General features: G+C 71.0%; 19 protein-coding genes. 4 read left to right on the forward strand and 15 right to left on the reverse strand.

Annotation, left to right across the window (positions count from 1 at the left end; translation table 11 throughout):
* Position 1: 1 nt before the first annotated feature.
* Positions 2-1,183 carry a GDSL-type esterase/lipase family protein gene (locus tag QF034_RS18505; RefSeq protein WP_307176025.1) on the forward strand — a complete coding sequence of 394 codons (1,182 nt, stop codon included), beginning with the start codon at positions 2-4 and terminating at the stop codon, positions 1,181-1,183.
* 49 nt (positions 1,184-1,232) lie between these two features.
* Here the strand turns inward: QF034_RS18505 and QF034_RS18510 are convergent, their stop codons facing one another.
* The 5 genes from QF034_RS18510 to QF034_RS18530 form a co-directional block, all read right to left on the reverse strand.
* Entirely contained in the window at positions 1,233-3,248 is a 2,016-nt protein-coding gene (locus QF034_RS18510) for a HelD family protein (RefSeq protein ID WP_307176026.1), read from the reverse strand.
* 41 nt (positions 3,249-3,289) lie between these two features.
* Entirely contained in the window at positions 3,290-3,913 is a 624-nt protein-coding gene (locus QF034_RS18515) for a TetR family transcriptional regulator (protein WP_307176027.1), read from the reverse strand.
* Between the two features lie 39 nt (positions 3,914-3,952).
* Positions 3,953-4,966 carry an aminoglycoside phosphotransferase family protein gene (locus QF034_RS18520; RefSeq protein ID WP_307176028.1) on the reverse strand — a complete coding sequence of 338 codons (1,014 nt, stop codon included), beginning with the start codon at positions 4,964-4,966 and terminating at the stop codon, positions 3,953-3,955.
* Positions 4,967-5,138: 172 nt separating this feature from the next.
* Positions 5,139-5,789, reverse strand: a complete 651-nt coding sequence (locus QF034_RS18525; RefSeq protein WP_307176029.1) for an HAD family hydrolase — start codon at positions 5,787-5,789, stop codon at positions 5,139-5,141.
* 92 nt (positions 5,790-5,881) lie between these two features.
* Positions 5,882-6,760 carry a winged helix-turn-helix domain-containing protein gene (locus QF034_RS18530; protein WP_307176030.1) on the reverse strand — a complete coding sequence of 293 codons (879 nt, stop codon included), beginning with the start codon at positions 6,758-6,760 and terminating at the stop codon, positions 5,882-5,884.
* 139 nt (positions 6,761-6,899) lie between these two features.
* Here QF034_RS18530 and QF034_RS18535 point away from each other — a divergent pair, with 139 nt between their 5' ends.
* Positions 6,900-7,088: a hypothetical protein gene (locus tag QF034_RS18535; RefSeq protein WP_020273448.1), complete on the forward strand. Its 189-nt coding sequence runs from the start codon at positions 6,900-6,902 to the stop codon at positions 7,086-7,088.
* Between the two features lie 2 nt (positions 7,089-7,090).
* On the opposite strand, the gene QF034_RS18540 is transcribed toward QF034_RS18535, so the two are convergent.
* From QF034_RS18540 to QF034_RS18550, 3 genes are all read right to left on the reverse strand, one after another.
* Entirely contained in the window at positions 7,091-7,999 is a 909-nt protein-coding gene (locus QF034_RS18540; protein ID WP_307176032.1) for a FadR/GntR family transcriptional regulator, read from the reverse strand.
* A 224-nt stretch (positions 8,000-8,223) separates the two neighbouring features.
* Positions 8,224-9,486: a GNAT family N-acetyltransferase gene (locus QF034_RS18545; RefSeq protein ID WP_307176033.1), complete on the reverse strand. Its 1,263-nt coding sequence runs from the start codon at positions 9,484-9,486 to the stop codon at positions 8,224-8,226.
* 77 nt (positions 9,487-9,563) lie between these two features.
* The gene (locus tag QF034_RS18550) at positions 9,564-10,196 is read right to left on the reverse strand and encodes an RsiG family protein (protein ID WP_307176034.1); all 633 of its coding nucleotides are present in this window, start codon (positions 10,194-10,196) and stop codon (positions 9,564-9,566) included.
* A 211-nt stretch (positions 10,197-10,407) separates the two neighbouring features.
* On the opposite strand from QF034_RS18550, the gene dtd reads away from it, so the two are divergent.
* A complete protein-coding gene (dtd, locus tag QF034_RS18555) occupies positions 10,408-10,833 on the forward strand; it encodes a D-aminoacyl-tRNA deacylase (protein ID WP_010036184.1) in 426 nt (141 codons plus the stop codon).
* A gap of 19 nt (positions 10,834-10,852) precedes the next feature.
* On the opposite strand, the gene ygfZ is transcribed toward dtd, so the two are convergent.
* The 3 genes from ygfZ to QF034_RS18570 are packed head-to-tail and all read right to left on the reverse strand — an operon-like array spanning position 10,853 to position 12,858.
* On the reverse strand, positions 10,853-11,818 hold the full coding sequence (gene ygfZ / locus QF034_RS18560; protein WP_307176035.1) for a CAF17-like 4Fe-4S cluster assembly/insertion protein YgfZ: 966 nt from the start codon (positions 11,816-11,818) through the stop codon (positions 10,853-10,855).
* A 10-nt stretch (positions 11,819-11,828) separates the two neighbouring features.
* Positions 11,829-12,266 (reverse strand): Fur family transcriptional regulator, encoded by a 438-nt coding sequence (locus QF034_RS18565; protein WP_307176036.1) that lies wholly within the window; start codon positions 12,264-12,266, stop codon positions 11,829-11,831.
* A 16-nt stretch (positions 12,267-12,282) separates the two neighbouring features.
* The gene (locus QF034_RS18570) at positions 12,283-12,858 is read right to left on the reverse strand and encodes a heme-binding beta-barrel domain-containing protein (protein WP_307176037.1); all 576 of its coding nucleotides are present in this window, start codon (positions 12,856-12,858) and stop codon (positions 12,283-12,285) included.
* Between the two features lie 203 nt (positions 12,859-13,061).
* Here QF034_RS18570 and QF034_RS18575 point away from each other — a divergent pair, with 203 nt between their 5' ends.
* Complete coding sequence (locus tag QF034_RS18575; protein ID WP_086562976.1) at positions 13,062-13,424, forward strand: DsrE family protein; 363 nt, start codon at positions 13,062-13,064, stop codon at positions 13,422-13,424.
* Here QF034_RS18575 and QF034_RS18580 read toward each other — a convergent pair.
* The 4 genes from QF034_RS18580 to QF034_RS18595 form a co-directional block, all read right to left on the reverse strand.
* Complete coding sequence (locus QF034_RS18580) at positions 13,418-13,804, reverse strand: VOC family protein (protein ID WP_307176038.1); 387 nt, start codon at positions 13,802-13,804, stop codon at positions 13,418-13,420. The two genes, QF034_RS18575 and QF034_RS18580, sit on opposite strands and share 7 nt — an antisense overlap.
* Positions 13,805-13,824: 20 nt before the next feature.
* Positions 13,825-14,085, reverse strand: coding sequence for a DUF3099 domain-containing protein (locus tag QF034_RS18585; RefSeq protein ID WP_307176039.1), 261 nt, complete (start codon positions 14,083-14,085; stop codon positions 13,825-13,827).
* Positions 14,086-14,171: 86 nt separating this feature from the next.
* Positions 14,172-14,459 (reverse strand): DUF1416 domain-containing protein, encoded by a 288-nt coding sequence (locus QF034_RS18590; protein WP_010036201.1) that lies wholly within the window; start codon positions 14,457-14,459, stop codon positions 14,172-14,174.
* A 41-nt stretch (positions 14,460-14,500) separates the two neighbouring features.
* Entirely contained in the window at positions 14,501-15,346 is an 846-nt protein-coding gene (locus QF034_RS18595) for a sulfurtransferase (protein WP_307176040.1), read from the reverse strand.
* Positions 15,347-15,388 lie beyond the last annotated feature (42 nt).

Here is a 15,388-nt window from a genome sequence, read left to right on the forward strand (position 1 = left end):
CATGCACACCGAGCACGACTGGATCACCACCCCCCTCACGGCGGACCTGCTGCGCGGCGCCCTCGACCTGGAGCGCACCGAGCACGGGCTGCTGCCGCACCGGCTGCCCGCCCGGGCCCGCGCGCAGAACAGCAACGCCCAGCTGGCCATGGCCGAGGCCCAGCCGTCCGGCGTACGGCTGGCGTTCCGTACCGCGGCGACCGCCGTCGAGCTGGACACGCTGCGCACCAAGCGCGACTACGCCGGTTTCCCGCCCCGCCCGGACGGCCTGTACGACCTGCTCGTCGACGGCCGCCCGGCCGGCCAGGCCGCGGGAACGGGCGGCAACGTCCTCGTGATCGACATGGCCACCTGGGACGGCGAGGTCACGCCGGGCCCGGTCGGCACCGTCCGCTTCACCGGTCTGCCCGCGCGGGAGAAGGACGTCGAGATCTGGCTGCCGCACAACGAGACCACCGAGCTCGTCGCCCTGCGCACCGACGCGCCCGTGGCGCCCGTGCCGGACCGGGGCCGCCGGGTGTGGCTGCACCACGGCAGTTCGATCAGCCACGGCTCCGACGCCGCGAGCCCGACCGCCATCTGGCCTGCGATCGCCGCGTCGCTCGGCGGTGTGGAACTGGTCAACCTCGGTCTGGGCGGCAGCGCGCTGCTCGACCCGTTCACCGCGCGAGCCATGCGGGACACCCCGGCCGACCTGATCAGCGTGAAGATCGGCATCAACGTCGTCAACGCGGACGCGATGCGGCTGCGCGCGTTCGGTCCGGCCGTGCACGGTTTCCTCGACACGATCCGCGACGGACACCCCGACGCCCCGCTGCTGGTCGTCTCCTCCATCCACTGCGCCCTCCACGAGACCACGCCCGGGCCGACGGCCCCGGACGTCAGCGCGCTCGGTGAGGGCCGGCTGCGGTTCGCCGCGATGGGCGACCCGGCGGAGGTGCCCGCCGGGAAGCTGACGCTCGGCGTCATCCGGGAGGAACTGTCCCGCATCGTCCGGCAGCGCGCCGCCGACGACCCGAACATCCACTACCTCGACGGCCTCGACCTCTACGGCGCGTCCGACGCGGCCCGGCTCCCCCTCCCCGACGAGATCCACCCGGACGCCGCCACCCACCGCCACATCGGCGAACGCTTCCACGCACTGGCCTTCACCGAGGACGGCCCCTTCGCCCCGCCCTCCTGACCTCCCGCGACGGCGTCCACACCCTGGGGACGCCGTCGCGGCCGGCAGGTCAGAACGGCAACGGCCGCCCCCGCACCACCTCCAGCCGTGTCACCGCCCGCGTCAGCACCACGTAGAGCCGGTGCAGCCCCCGTTCCTCCGCCTCGGCGATCGCCGCCGGCTCGACGGCCACGACATGGTCGTACTCGAGGCCCTTGACGACGCTCGCCGGTACCAGGGACACCCGCGCGCCGAGTTCCTCGGGGCCCGCCGCGTCGATACCGGCCGCGTCCAGGGCCGCCCGGATCCGGGGCACGTCCGCGTCCGCCGCGACGACCCCGACCGACCCCTCCCGCCCCAGTGCCTCCCGTACCGCGTCCACGACCGCGCCGGGCACGCCGTCCGGGTCCGTCTCGCGCATCCGCAGCTCCCCGTCCCCGCGCAGCGAACGGGCGGCCGGTACGTCCACGTCCAGCCGCTCCGGCAGCCGGTTGGCGAGGGCGACGACCGCGCGCGGCACGCGGAAGCCCGTGGTCAGCTCGACCACGACCGCGTCCGGTTTCCCCAGGTGCGCCAGGACGGCCGGCCACGACCGGGCCGCCCACGGCGTCGTCCCCTGCGCCAGGTCGCCCAGGACCGTCAGCGAGCCGAAGCGCGCCCGGCGGGCGATGGCCCGGCACTCCATCGGGGACAGGTCCTGCGCCTCGTCGACGACGACATGCCCGTATCCCTCCGGGTGCTCGATCAGCCCGGCGACCTCGTCGAGGAGCACCAGATCGGCGGCCGACCAGCGCGCCGACTTCCACGACCGGGGCGGTTTGCACCACAGCAGCGCCCGCTGCTCGCCGGGGTCCAGCAGCCCGTCGGCGGCCTCCGCCAGCGCCCCGGCGTCGCCGAGCAGTCCGGCCACGACCTCTTCGGGCCTCACCCGGGGCCAGACGGCGTCGACGTACGCGGACACGGGCCGCGCCCGCTCGATCCGGCGCACCCAGGCATTGGGGGGCGGCCCGGCCCGCCGTTCGGCCTGCTCGCGCAGGCACCTCACGATCCGCGCCCGCACCCGCTCCCGCCCCACCCCGTACGGCGGTTCCTCCTCCCGTACGTCCGCCACGATCCGCTCCAAGGTCCGCGCCGGCACCCGCCAGTTGTACGACCCGTCCGGCACGGCGAGGGACCCGGCGCCCTCGGCGCGCACGCGCGCGTACAGCGCCCGCCGCAGCACCTCGGCCATCCGGGCATCGTGCTTGACGACGGCGGCCGCCGGCTCGTCACGGCCCCTGACCGGATGCCGCGCGAGCTCCTCGGCCGGCGTCGACTGCCGCACACCGCTCTCGCCGAGGGACGGCAGCACCTCCGCGATGTACGACAGGAAGGTGCGGTTGGGCCCGAGGATCAGCAGACCGCCGCGCCGGATGCGCTGCGGGTGCGTGTAGAGCAGATACGCGGCCCGGTGCAGCCCGACGGCCGTCTTGCCGGTGCCGGGCGCCCCCTGCACGCACACCGACACCGCCAGGTCCTCGCGTACGAGGTCGTCCTGCTCGGGCTGGATGGTCGCGGCGATGTCCCGCATGGGCCCGACACGTGGCCGTTCGATCTCCCGGGCGACGATCTCGCTGGTCCGCGTCTCGCCCTCCCCCAGGTGCTCGTCCTCCAGGCCGGTGAGGTCGGCGGAGTCGCCCCGGCTGCCGGGCGCCCACCCGAACCGGCGGCGCACGGCGACGCCCTGCGGGTCGCGGGCCGAGGCCTGGTAGAAGGCGCGCGAGACGGGCGCACGCCAGTCGACGACGAGGGGCGGCTGTGCCGGATGCTCGGAGATCCGCAGCCGCCCGATGTGCAACTGCCCGTCCTCACCCTGCAGGGCCCCGAAGAACAAGGGCCCCTCGGGCAGCTCGCGCAGCGCCTTGGCCTGGCTGCGCAGCCGATACCCGAGCACCTCGGCATCGGCACCGGACGCGGAGACGTCCTCCCCGATGACGACCTGCTCGTCGGCCCCCTCGACCATCGCGGCGAGGGCGGCCCGGCAGCGGTCGTGGTGGGCGCGTTCACGGTCGAGGACATGCTGAAGGGCAGGCTCGGTCGACGTCATTCCACAGAGCGTACCGGGAAAACGCAACCAAGTTAAATTTATTACTCGGTATCACCCTGGATGCTGGGCGGCAGCCCGGCCGCCAGCCACCCGAACGCCCGCTGTGCCGCCGCCACCGCGTCCGCCCGCACGTCCTCCACCGGCTCTCCCGCCGCGATCCGCCGCCAGTTCTCCATCGCGAGGATCCGCCGCACGGCCATGATCTGCCCGGCCGCGAGCCGCGCGTCCAGATCACCCCCGAGCGCCTCGGCGAGCGCGGCCTCGGACCGCTCCTGGTGCGTGTGCGCCCGGGCGACCAGGGAGGGCGTCCCGTAGAGCAGCCGGTGGAAGGCGAGCACCCGGGGATCGTCGTTGAGCCCGGTCACGGGATCGCACCGCTCCAGCCCCTCCAGGAAGTGCCGCCGCAACGCCTCCACGGGCCCGCCCTCCGCCTCGGCCACCACCCGCGCGGCCTCGCCCTCGTGGTCGGCGATCCGGTGCAGGACCAGATCCTCCTTCGCCGGGAAGTACCGGAACAGCGTCGGCTTGGAGATCTCGGCCGCCGCCGCCACCTCGGCGACGGACACCGCGTCGAACCCCTTCTCCAGGAAGAGCCCGATCGCGATGTCCGACACGACCTGGTACATCCGCTGCTTCTTGCGCTCCCGCAGCCCGATCTCACTCATGCGGCGAGCCTACGCAGTACCGCGCTGCGGGAGTCCGCCTCAGGACGTGTGCCAGCGGATCAGCGCGGCCATGATCTGCGAGCGGCTCGGCACCTGCGCCAGGCCGAGCGGCCGTGCGGCGGCGGTGAGGATCTTCTGGAGCTTGCCGGCCGCCACGGGCAGGGCCACCCAGTTGAAGGCCGCGTCCTCGCGCAGGGACAGCGAGACCCGGATGACATCGGTGAAGACCGACTGCGCCCGCTTGAAGTCGAGGATCAGCGGCAGGTCCCGCTCCCACCCGGCCGAGCTGCCCGGCCGGATCCCCTCGACCAGGTCGCACCACTCACGGACCATCCGGTTCTCCTGATCGCCCGGGTAGCGCATCAGATACAGGTGGGTGGCCAGGTCGTAGAGCGGATCGCCCAGCATGGCCAGCTCCCAGTCGATGACCCAGAGCCGGCCCTCCGGGTCGAGGACGAAGTTCTCCCGGTGCAGATCCGCGTGCAGGAGACAGAACGGGCGCTCCTGGAGCCCCAGGACGTGCTTGCGGAGAAGGGTGAACGATTCGTCCGAGATACCGAGCGCGTGGAACAGGCCGGCGAACTCCGTGTGGTTCTTCCGGTAGACCTGCTCCTCGACGAAGACGATCAGACGCTCCAGAAAGCCGTCGCTGTCCCCGTTCTCGGCGCGGTCGCGGTCCTCGCAGCGCCGCTCCACGCGCAGCATGTCCGGCGTGACCCGCACCATCTCCCGGAAGAGGTCGACGATCTGCGCGAACACCGGGTCGGGAACGCGCCGCCCCGGCCGCCGCTGCTCACCGAGCGTCCGCCCCTCGATGAAGCCCTGGAATCCCATACCGGCGACATCGACGATGGCGGGCACGCGGCTGATGTGCTCCTGGAGGGCGCGCAGCAGCGCCTCCTCCGACTTGAAGCACCTCCGGTCGAACCACAGGATCTCGGAGCGCGGCTCGCGGACCTTGACGGTCCGTGTCCCGCCGGGGAGCGCGAGGACGTAGGTCTCGTGGTGGTACCCCTTGAGCGGCCCCTTGACCAGGCTCGGGTCGCCGCTCATCTCGACTGCTCGCTGTCGAGCACCGGAGACCGATGGGGGTGTCATTGGGTGGTTCAGCCTGCCCCGGTGGTGCGGAGGGTGTAAGGGGGAAGGCACGTTACTCCACCGGACGCCGTGATCAGGGGAGAACCGGGCTATCGATCCGAACTCCCCCCTCGCAGGTGAACACCCCCTAGCCGCGCAGCGACCTCAGCACGGGCTCCAGGGATTCGATCACGGTCTCGGCGCCCGCCTCCTTGAGGATCTTGGCCTTCCGGGGGTTGCTCGCGTACCCGAGGAACGGCACCCCGGCCCGGGCGGCGGCCTCGTGGTCCGGAGGGGTGTCGCCGATCATCAGGGCGTCGGCCGGGGCGGCGCCCATGGCGTTCAGCGCCCGGTTGAGGCAGTGGGGGTCCGGCTTCAGGTGGTGGAGTTCCTGGGTGCGGCCGTAGATGTGCGGGGCGAAGCAGCCGGCGATGCCCCGGCCTTCGAGGTACGTGCGCACCACCCGCGGGGAGTTGTTGGTGGTGATCGCCAGGCCGGAGCCCACCGCGGACCAGGTGCGTATGAGCGGATCCGCGTACGGGGTCGGCATCGCCGAGGACGCGGCCCGCAGCTCCTCCTGGGTGAGACGTTCCTCCAGCTCCGCGACGAGGTCGCTGCCGGGGTGCCGGCGGTCCACGGCGCGCAGGACGACCTGCGGGTCGAGCGACTCGCGTTCCTTCTCCGTCAGCAGGCCGTGCAGGCCCCGGCCCTCCAGCCAGGACACCAGGTCGCCCGCCACCCCGGCCGCCGAGTGCCCGGCGAACAGCCGGCAGATGGGACCGTCGAAGTCCCACAGCACGACACGGGCGCCTTTGATCAGAGCCGGAAGGTGGTACTGATCGTTCTCGTTCTCGACTGTCGTCGAACCAGTCTGTGTCGTATCAGGAGTCACTAGGAGAGTGTCAGGTCCGTGGTGATGGTTTCCCAGAGGGCGTCGAACCACTTCTGGGATTCCTGGACGAACGCCGCGTCCCGCAGGCCCGCCCGTTTCACGAAGGAGAAGAGGAGCGACTGGGAGCCGAGGACGTCGTACATGTCCAGCGTCTGGCTGCGCCACTCCTCCGCGCGCCTGGTCAGCATGTAGTAGCCGATCAGCGCCTCCTCCTGGTTGAGCAGGTACAGCTTCACCGGCGGGGTGAAGGGCAGCGCGCGGAACGTGACGTGGACGTCGATGCCGTGCGTGGAGCGCAGGGCGAGCAGGTTGTGCTGGAGGACCTGGCCCTGGGCGTTGCGCATGGCCAGCCAGCGCTTGTGGACCGGATTGTCGTCGCCGTGCGCCTCCACCGGCACCGGGAAGGCCAGCTCGATGTCCCGGGAGGGCACCAGGATGCGGACGTCGATCGACTCGGGGTGGATACGGCCCTCGTGGATCAGGCGGAGCGGCTCGCCGATGGCGACCATCAGGGTCTCCGCGGTGTGGCAGACGACGTCGACACGGACCCGGCGGGCCGAGAACGCCTCGGTGAGCCGCGGTGCCAGGCCCACCATCGTCGGCTGGGGCTCGCCGCGGGCCGGAGCGGGCGCGGCGATCCGCGGCGGGCTGCCCTTGCTGACGTTGGTGAGCAGGCCGTCCTCCTGGAGCGCCCGCAGGGCCTGACGCACGGCGCCGCGTTCCACGCCGAACTCCTCCGCCAGTTCGGCCTGGGTGGGCAGGCGGTCGCCCGGCTTGAGCTCACCGGCGCGGATACGTTCCCGCAGGATGTCGGCGATCTTCTGGGGCGACTGCCTGCTGCTGCCGTTCACTGCCACGCTCTCCTGAGTCACGACCAAACGCTACAACTTTGATCCATCTGGCGGGAGTTGCTTGAAAGTTGTTTATTACTAGTGACCAAGTGGGGACAACTTAATCAGAGTTGGTTGCCAACTTGCTTGAGTTGGCGGAAGTTTTGCTTCCGAAGGGGGAAACCAGATGCCCGCCCTCGCTCTCCTCTCCGCCGCCTTCGTCGTCGCCTTCGAGCAGCTCGTCCAGTGGAAGTACGGCCCGGCCGGAATCGTCGGGCTGATCCTTCTCACCGTGGGCATCAAGGCCAAGAGCCCGGCCGTCAGCTCCGCGGGAGCGGTCGTGCTCGCGCTGCTGATGACGGGCCCCGTCCGTTGACGTCAGCTCGTCAGCACCAGCTCCGAACTGATCGTCTCCCACAGTGCGTTGAACCACAGGTGCGACTGCTCGACGAACGTCGTGTCGCGCAGGCCGGGGCCCTGCTGGAAGGAGAACAGCATCGACTGGGTGCCCTGGGCGTCGTACATCTCCAGGTGCTCGTGGTCGATCTCGGCCTCCCGGCGCATCAGCGTGTAGTACGCGAACAGCGCCTCGGTGTTGTTGAGCAGGTACAGCTTCACCGGCGGGGTGAAGGGCAGCGCGCGGAACGTGACGTGGACGTCGATGCCGTGCGTGGAGCGCAGGGCGAGCAGGTTGTGCTGGAGGACCTGGCCCTGGGCGTTGCGCATCGCCAGCCACCGCTCGTGCACCGAGTCGTCGCCGTGCCCCCCGACCGGCACCGGGAAGGCGAGGTCGATGTCCCGGCTCGGCAGCAGGACCCGGACGTCGACCTTGGCCGGTTTCAGCCGTCCGGCGTGGATCTGCCGCAGCGGCTCACCGATGGCGAGGGTGAGGGAGATGGCGGTCAGGCACACGGCGTCGATCTCGACGTGCTCCGCCGCGAAGGCCGTCGCTATCCGGGGGGCGAGGGCCACCGTGGTGGGCAGGGGCGGGGCTTGTGGGCCGGTCAGCGCCCTGGCGGGGTCTGGGGCGACGGTCGCCGGGCTGCCCTTGGACACGTTGGTGAGCAGCCGCTCGGACTGGAGGATGCGCAGGGCCTGGCGGACGGCACCGCGCTCGACGCCGAACTCGTGTGCCAGCTGAGCCTGGGTGGGCATGCGTTCACCCGGCCGCAGCGCTCCTGACCTGATCCGGGCGCGCAGTTCGTCGGCCACCTCGTGATGTGTTCTCTGTGGCCGTTGCGACCTCTTCCGTCCAGTGACGGGGGCGTGTTCCGGGTCCACAACCAAACAGTACAACTTCCCGCCATCTTCCGGCAGTTCAGCACTAGGTGGTTATGAGCCGCTTCCAATCGGAGATAAGTACAGTGAAGTTGGTCACCAACTTGGGTGACATGGTTAGGCCTTCGAGAGGTTGGCCATCCATCATGGGGCTCCCTTCCGGAGGGGAGCCGGGAGCCCCGAACAGCTCGCTACGGATGCGGGATCCCTGTCGCGGGCGGAAGGAGGGCGGCTCAGAACATGTCCGGGCACCAAGGCCGCCTGGACGTACGCAGCAGGGCGTCGGCCTTCCGGGCGGCGCCCGCTCGTTCTTCCTGCACCCGACCCAGCGCCGCCAGCCGCACCGCCGACTCGTCGCCGAGCCACAGCGCCGCCAACTCGCCCAGCCCGAGCGCGATGTCCGCGCTCTGCGTGGTCGGCGTACAGGACGCCCCGGCCGCCGAGGCCTCCAGCCGGTAGCGCCCGCCGGTCAGTCCGTCCACGCCGGCGACCTCCAGCACCAGCGCCCCCTCCCCCTCGTACGTCCGCGCCTGAAGCGCCCGTACGACGTCGAGGATCCGCACCCACAGCCAGTCCGTCAGCGAGGTGATCCTGGCCGCCCGCGGATCCGGCAGGAGGAGCGGGAGCAGGTCGTCGGGCGCCCGCCAGCCGCTCTTGACCGTCACGACCCAGTCGATGGAGCACAGGTACTGCCACAGGGCGCGCTCCGCGGCCGGTGTCGCGCCGAGCAGCCACTTCACGGTGGCCGTGTTCAACGGCTGCTTGGCGTCACCCCAGTTGTCGTCGACCTCGTAGGCGGCCATGCCCTCGACCTCGCCGGACGCCGAGCGGTACACGGCGAAGAAGGGCAGCTTCCACGACGGGTCGAACCGCAGGAGGCCGGTGTTGACCTGCCACCACATCTCGTCGCGGGTGATGACACCGGGCCGGGTGCGGCGCAGCCGCTCGTGCAGCTCCGGGCCGAGCTTGCGGACGTCCTCGCCGTCCACCAGGTCGATCCGCCCGCCGTCCGCCGGGCCCGCCCAGCGGGCGTCGAGACCGGCGCGCGGCACGTCGACCGTCCACTCGGACATCCAGGTCGCCGGCCCGAAGCCGTACCGGCCGTATATCGGGTACTCGGCGGCGATCAGCGTCGCGACGACGTCCCCGCGCTCCTTCGCGGCCGCCAGGTCCTGCGCCATCATCCGGCTGAGCAGCCCGCGGCGGCGGTGCGTGGCGGTGACGGTGACGCCCGAGACGGCGTCGGCCGGGACACTCGCCCCGCCCACCACCGTGAGCTCCTGGTCGAAGGACCGGAAGGTCGCCACACACCGGCCGCCGTCGAAGACTCCGAGGTAGCGGCCGGGGACGAACCGCCGGCGACGCCCCTCGATCTCCTCCTCGGACAGGGCCGACGCCCGCAGGAAGCCGGTGCTCACGGCACGCAGCCAGTCGGCGAACTCGGCTTCGGTGACGGGGCGTACGTCGATGCCGTCGGCGCGGGGAGCGGTGGTCATGGCATCACGCTAGGCCGAGGGCGGGTCGGTGTCGCGTAAATATCCGACCGGCCCTCCCCCGGACACCCCCTGGCGCCTCACACCAGCAGGTCGTCGACCTGGGCCTCACCCTCGCGGTACCGGCGCGCGATCTCCGCGCTGCACTCGTCGGCCGTGCGCTGGAGCCGCTGCCGCCGCCGGGAGACCTGCTGCTCGTAGCGCACGAGCCGTCCCATCGCGGTGTTCAGCTCCAGGTCCGTGCGGGCGTCCAGGTCGGACAGCTCGACCTCGGCGAGCATCTCGGCGGCCAGCCGCCGGTACTCCTCGCCCTGCGGTGTCCCCAGGGTCAGATGACGGGCGGAGGAGCGGTGCCGGGCCGGGGCGTCCCGCAGGATCTCCGCGAGCCGCTCGACGACGGACGCCTCCGCGGGTACGGCGACGGAGGCCGCGCCCACCGGGGTGCGCCGGGTCAGCTCCGCCCGCAGGATGTCGATCCGCCCCTGGAGCAGCCGCCGTACGTAGCTGAGGTCGGCTTCGTCGCGCTGGGCGTCACGGCGCAGCGTGCGCAGCTCGGGCAGGCTCAGCGCGGTCAGACCGTGCTCGGGAGCGTCCGAGGGCAGCGGCGGGCTGTCGGTGCGCTGTGTGGGCGGCCGGTGGTACTCCGCCGCCCCGGTCCCCGTGTGGCTGGACCAGACAGCCCCCAGCGGATGTCCGGTACTGGATGTGCTCATGTGCCTCAACCGTCCCCTCGACCGGTGTGTGAAAGCATCGTGCCACCCCAAGTGGCCGCTATGGGAACGAGTGCCCCCGATCGACCCCAGATGGGCGCTTAAGCAGCAAAATACGGCCGTGCGCGGCCTGTTGGCCCCCGGGCAAACCACCCTTTCGGGCCATGCGCGAACCGCGCGAGGCGCGAAAGTCACCGCCCTGCATGATGGACGTATGCGAGCAGTGGTGCAGAGGGTGGACGGCGCGAGCGTCGTCGTGGACGGCGAGACCGTAGGGGCGATCGAGGGCGAGGGGCTGTGCGTCCTCGTCGGCGTCACGCACGAGGACACCAAGGAGAAAGCGGCCCAGCTGGCCCGCAAGCTCTGGTCGGTCCGCATGCTGCACGACGAGAAGTCGTGCAGCGACATCGACGCCCCACTGCTGGTGATCAGCCAGTTCACCCTGTACGGCGACGCCCGCAAGGGCCGCCGCCCCACCTGGAACGCCGCCGCCCCCGGCGATGTCGCCGAGCCGCTGGTCGACGAGGTGGTCGCCCAGCTGCGCTCGCTGGGCGCGACGGTGGCCACGGGCCGTTTCGGAGCGGCGATGCGCGTATCACTGACGAACGACGGCCCGTTCACCGTGCTGATCGAGATCTGACCCGAAAGAACGACAAGCTCTACGGCTCGACGACGACTTCCTGGGCCGCGGCCGTGTCGCCGGCCACCAGCGGGGCGTCCACGGCCACGTTCCGCTTCACCAGGGCGAGGGCGACCGGCCCCAGCTCGTGGTGGCGTGCGGAGGTCGTGATGAAGCCGATCTTCCGGCCGTCGGAGCTGTCGTCCGCGAGCCGGACCTCGGTGCCGGCCACCGGCAGGTGGACCTCGCTGCCGTCCAGGTGCAGGAAGACCAGCCGGCGCGGCGGCTTGCCCAGGTTCTGCACCCGGGCGACCGTCTCCTGGCCCCGGTAGCAGCCCTTCTGGAGGTGCACCGCCGAGCCGATCCAGCCCAGCTCGTGCGGGATGGTGCGGTGGTCGGTCTCGAAACCGAGCCGGGGCCGGTGCTGCTCCACGCGCAGCGCCTCGTAGGCGAGGATCCCGGCGGGCGGCCCGGCCTGCGCGGCGTACGCCTCCAGGTCGGCGCGGGGCAGGAACAGGTCCCGGCCGTACGGCGTCTCCCGTACGACGACGCCCTCGGGCACCTCGGCGATGGAGCCGGCCGGCAGGTGCACCACCGCGATGTCGGCCGTCCGGTCGGCGACCTCGACCTTGTAGAAGAACTTCATGGACTCCAGGTACGCGATCAGCGCGTCCTGGGTGCCCGGCTCCACATGGGTCCAGACGGTCTCGCCGTCGTCGACGAGGTACAGCGCGTGCTCGATGTGGCCGTTCGCGGAGAGGATCAGCGCCTCGGTGGCCTGGCCGGCCGGGAGGTCGCTGACGTGCTGGGTGAGCAGCAGGTGCAGCCAGGCGAGCCGGTCCTCGCCGGTGACGGCGACGACCCCCCGGTGCGAGAGGTCCACGAAACCGGCGCCGTCGGCGAGGGCACGCTGCTCGCGGAACAGATCGCCGTAGTGGGCGGCGACGCCTTCGTCCACGCCCTCGGCGGGGACGGCACCGGGCAGGGTCAGCAGGGGGCTCTTCATATCCGTAAGCCTACGACTCGGTAGTTGAAGCCTTGAGCGTGCAGTCCTCGCACCGGCCGAAGATCGCGAAGTGCTTCATGTCGGTGTCGAACCCGAACGTCTGCCGCAGCTTCGCGGTGAACTCGGCGGCCACGGAGACGTCCGCCTCGATGACGTCCTGGCAGTCACGGCAGACCAGGTGGAGGTGGTGGTGCCGGTCCGCGAGGTGGTACGTCGGCGCCCCGTGCCCCAGATGGGCGTGGCTGACCAGGCCGAGCTCCTCCAGCAGCTCCAGCGTCCGGTACACCGTGGAAATGTTGACCCCCGACGCCGTCTTCCTCACTTCCACGAGGATGTCGTCGGGGGTCGCGTGCTCAAGGGTGTCCACGGCTTCGAGCACGAGTTGCCGCTGCGGGGTCAGCCGGTAGCCGCGCTGCCGCAGATCGCTCTTCCAGTCGGTGCTCACCACACCGGCCAGTCTAGGACTACTTGAAGAAAGCGATCCCGTCGTCCGGCATGTCGTCGGGCAGGGCCTTCGCCCAGCGCTCGACCTCCTCCGGGGTGACGACCTTCTTCAGGTGGGCCGACATGTAGGGGCGCAGCTCCACGTCGGGGGTCTGCTTCTCGCCCACCCACATCAGGTCGCTCTTGACGTAGCCGTAGAGCCGCTTGCCGCCGGTGTACGGCTGGGAGGCGGCGGTGCGGGCCACCGCGTCCGTCACGAGGTCGATCTGCGGCTTCTTGTCGGCCAGCTCGCCGTACCAGATCTCGATGACGCCGTCGTCGCGGGTCATCGTCACCTCGACCTTGCGCTCGGCGTCGATCCGCCAGAAGCCGTGCTCGGACTCCAGCGGCCGGACCTTGTTGCCGTCCTTGTCCAGCACCCAGCTGTGGGAGCGGTACTCGAGGAAGTCCCGGCCGTCGTGGGTGAAGGCGACCTCCTGCCCGAAATTGCACTTCTCGGAGCCGGGGAAGTCGTGCACACCGGCCCCGGCCCAGTTGCCGAGCAGGAAGGCGAGCGGGACGAGGTCCTTGTGGAGGTCGGACGGGATCTCGATCATGGGAACTTCCTAGACGTGGGTCAGCGCTGGCCCTGGTACAGCTTCTTCACGGTCAGTCCGGCGAAGGCGAGGACGCCGACGGCGACCAGGACCAACAGGATTTCGAAGAAAAGCTCCACGGGGTGCTCCTTGAGCGGGGTGCGGTTGTGTGCACAGGGCCGCGCCCAGCTTACGCGGGCCCCTCCGGCACTACGATCGGGGCTATGGCGAAGAAGCTGGTGATCAAGGTGACGGCGGGGGCGGACGCCCCCGAGCGGTGCTCCCAGGCGTTCACGGTGGCGGCGGTGGCCGTCGCCAGCGGCGTCGACGTCTCCCTGTGGCTGACCGGCGAGTCCGCCTGGTTCGCCCTGCCCGGCCGCGCCGCCGAGTTCGAGCTGCCGCACGCGGCCCCGCTCCCCGACCTCCTCGACTCCGTCCTGGCCGCCGGCCGCGTCACCCTGTGCACGCAGTGCGCGGCACGCCGCGAGATCACGGAGCAGGACGTCCTGAAGGGCATCCGCATCGCGGGCGCCCAGGTCTTCGTCCAGGAGGCCATGGCGGACGAGACGCAGGCGCTCGTCTACTGAGACGCCCCCGTGGCCTCCGTGTAGAGGCAGAACGGATGGCCCGCCGGGTCCAGGAGCACCCGGACGTCGTCCTGCGGCTGGAAGGCGGCGAGACGGGCCCCGGCGGCGACGGCCCGCGCGGTCTCGCGTTCCAGGTCCTCGACCTCGATGTCGAGGTGGATCATCATCTGCTGCCGGTCCGGCGTGCTCGGCCAGACGGGCGGCCGGTAGGCGGTCTCGGTCTGGAAGGACAGTCCGGTACCGCCGTCCGGCGGCCGGATGTGCACCCAGTCCTGCCCGTCCTCCCCGCGCCGCACCCGCCATCCGGGCAGTAGCCGCAGGTAGAAGGCGGCCAGCTCGCGGGCGTCCGGGGCGTCCAGAGTCGCCGCCGTCAGGCGCACGGTTCCTCCCCCTCGTGCATTCAGTAACGGCGCTTCTTGCCGTCCAGTTCGTCCCACCACTCGTCGGACTCGGGGTCGCCGGACGGGTCGTCCCACCAGCGGTCCTCCGGCCCCCGGCGGTTCGCGACCATCGCGGCGACGGGCGGGATGACCATGGCGACGACGCACATCCCCACGGCCACGGGGATGGACCACAACCGCACGACACCCCAGGCCAGGACGAAGAGGCCGATGCAGAGGCCCATCATCGCGAAGTACGTATGCCGCCGTCGTGCGTACATACGTCCAGCGTAGGTCCGGGCAGGCCGAAGGGCCGCACCCCAGGCGTCCAACCCGTGGGATGCGGCCCCTCCTGGCACTGTCGCCGTCAGACGGCGATCGCGACCTCCGCCAGGCCGCCCTTCTGGGCGACGACCGTGCGGTCGGCGGTGGCGCCGGGCACCAGGGCACGGACGGTCCAGGTGCCCTCGGCCGCGTAGAAGCGGAACTGTCCGGTCGCCGAGGTCGGCACCTCGGCCGTGAACTCGCCGGTCGAGTCCAGCAGACGCACGTAGCCCGTCACGGGCTCGCCGTCCTTGGTCACCTGACCCTGGATGGTGGTCTCACCGGGCTTGATCGTCGAGGCGTCCGGGCCGCCGGCCTTCGCTCCACACATGTCGTACTCCTGAAGAGAGGTCTTGAGGTCGGTCGGTTTGCTTACTTGTTGGCGCCGAGCTCGATCGGCACGCCCACCAGGGAGCCGTACTCGGTCCAGGAGCCGTCGTAGTTCTTGACGTTCTCCACACCGAGCAGCTCGTGCAGCACGAACCAGGTCAGCGCGGAGCGCTCACCGATGCGGCAGTAGGCGATGGTGTCCTTGGCCAGGTCGACGCTCTCCGCGGCGTAGAGCTCCTTGAGCTCCTCGTCCGACTTGAAGGTGCCGTCGTCGTTGGCGTTCTTGGACCACGGGATGTTGCGGGCGCTCGGCACGTGGCCGGGGCGCTGGGACTGCTCCTGCGGCAGGTGGGCCGGGGCGAGCAGCTTGCCGGAGAACTCGTCGGGCGAGCGCACGTCGACGAGGTTCTGCGAGCCGATGGCCGCCACCACGTCGTCGCGGAAGGCACGGATGGACGTGTCCTGGGCCTTGGCCTTGTAGTCCGTCTTCGGGCGCTCCGGCACCTCGTCGCCGGCGACCAGCTCGCGGGCGTCGAGCTCCCACTTCTTGCGGCCGCCGTCGAGGAGCTTGACGTTCTCGTGGCCGTACAGCTTGAAGTACCAGTACGCGTACGAGGCGAACCAGTTGTTGTTGCCGCCGTACAGGACCACGGTGTGGTCGTTGGCGATGCCCTTCTCCGACAGGAGCTTCTCGAAGCCCTCCTGGTCGACGAAGTCACGGCGGACCGGGTCCTGAAGGTCCTTGGTCCAGTCGATCCGGATGGCGTTGCGGATGTGGTTCTTCTCGTAGGCGGACGTGTCCTCGTCCACCTCGACGATGGCGATGGTCGGGTCGTCCAGGTGCTCCTGGAGCCAGTCGGCGTCGACCAGGACGTCGCTGCGGCTCATGCTCTTTCTCCTCCGGGGCAGTTACGGCGGGGCGTGCGAGGT

The organism is Streptomyces africanus (assembly GCF_030816955.1).
Classification (GTDB): Bacteria; Actinomycetota; Actinomycetes; order Streptomycetales; family Streptomycetaceae; genus Streptomyces; species Streptomyces africanus.

What these genes read in the sequence shown, in the direction of transcription:
- QF034_RS18505 (WP_307176025.1), top strand. Translation starts at nt 2, where the DNA reads ATGCACACCGAGCACGACTGGATCACCACCCCCCTCACGGCGGACCTG.
- QF034_RS18510 (WP_307176026.1), bottom strand. Translation starts at nt 3,248, where the DNA reads ATGACGTCGACCGAGCCTGCCCTTCAGCATGTCCTCGACCGTGAACGC.
- QF034_RS18515 (WP_307176027.1), bottom strand. Translation starts at nt 3,913, where the DNA reads ATGAGTGAGATCGGGCTGCGGGAGCGCAAGAAGCAGCGGATGTACCAG.
- QF034_RS18520 (WP_307176028.1), bottom strand. Translation starts at nt 4,966, where the DNA reads ATGAGCGGCGACCCGAGCCTGGTCAAGGGGCCGCTCAAGGGGTACCAC.
- QF034_RS18535 (WP_020273448.1), top strand. Translation starts at nt 6,900, where the DNA reads ATGCCCGCCCTCGCTCTCCTCTCCGCCGCCTTCGTCGTCGCCTTCGAG.
- QF034_RS18545 (WP_307176033.1), bottom strand. Translation starts at nt 9,486, where the DNA reads ATGACCACCGCTCCCCGCGCCGACGGCATCGACGTACGCCCCGTCACC.
- QF034_RS18550 (WP_307176034.1), bottom strand. Translation starts at nt 10,196, where the DNA reads ATGAGCACATCCAGTACCGGACATCCGCTGGGGGCTGTCTGGTCCAGC.
- dtd (WP_010036184.1), top strand. Translation starts at nt 10,408, where the DNA reads ATGCGAGCAGTGGTGCAGAGGGTGGACGGCGCGAGCGTCGTCGTGGAC.
- ygfZ (WP_307176035.1), bottom strand. Translation starts at nt 11,818, where the DNA reads ATGAAGAGCCCCCTGCTGACCCTGCCCGGTGCCGTCCCCGCCGAGGGC.
- QF034_RS18570 (WP_307176037.1), bottom strand. Translation starts at nt 12,858, where the DNA reads ATGATCGAGATCCCGTCCGACCTCCACAAGGACCTCGTCCCGCTCGCC.
- QF034_RS18575 (WP_086562976.1), top strand. Translation starts at nt 13,062, where the DNA reads ATGGCGAAGAAGCTGGTGATCAAGGTGACGGCGGGGGCGGACGCCCCC.
- QF034_RS18585 (WP_307176039.1), bottom strand. Translation starts at nt 14,085, where the DNA reads ATGTACGCACGACGGCGGCATACGTACTTCGCGATGATGGGCCTCTGC.
- QF034_RS18590 (WP_010036201.1), bottom strand. Translation starts at nt 14,459, where the DNA reads ATGTGTGGAGCGAAGGCCGGCGGCCCGGACGCCTCGACGATCAAGCCC.
- QF034_RS18595 (WP_307176040.1), bottom strand. Translation starts at nt 15,346, where the DNA reads ATGAGCCGCAGCGACGTCCTGGTCGACGCCGACTGGCTCCAGGAGCAC.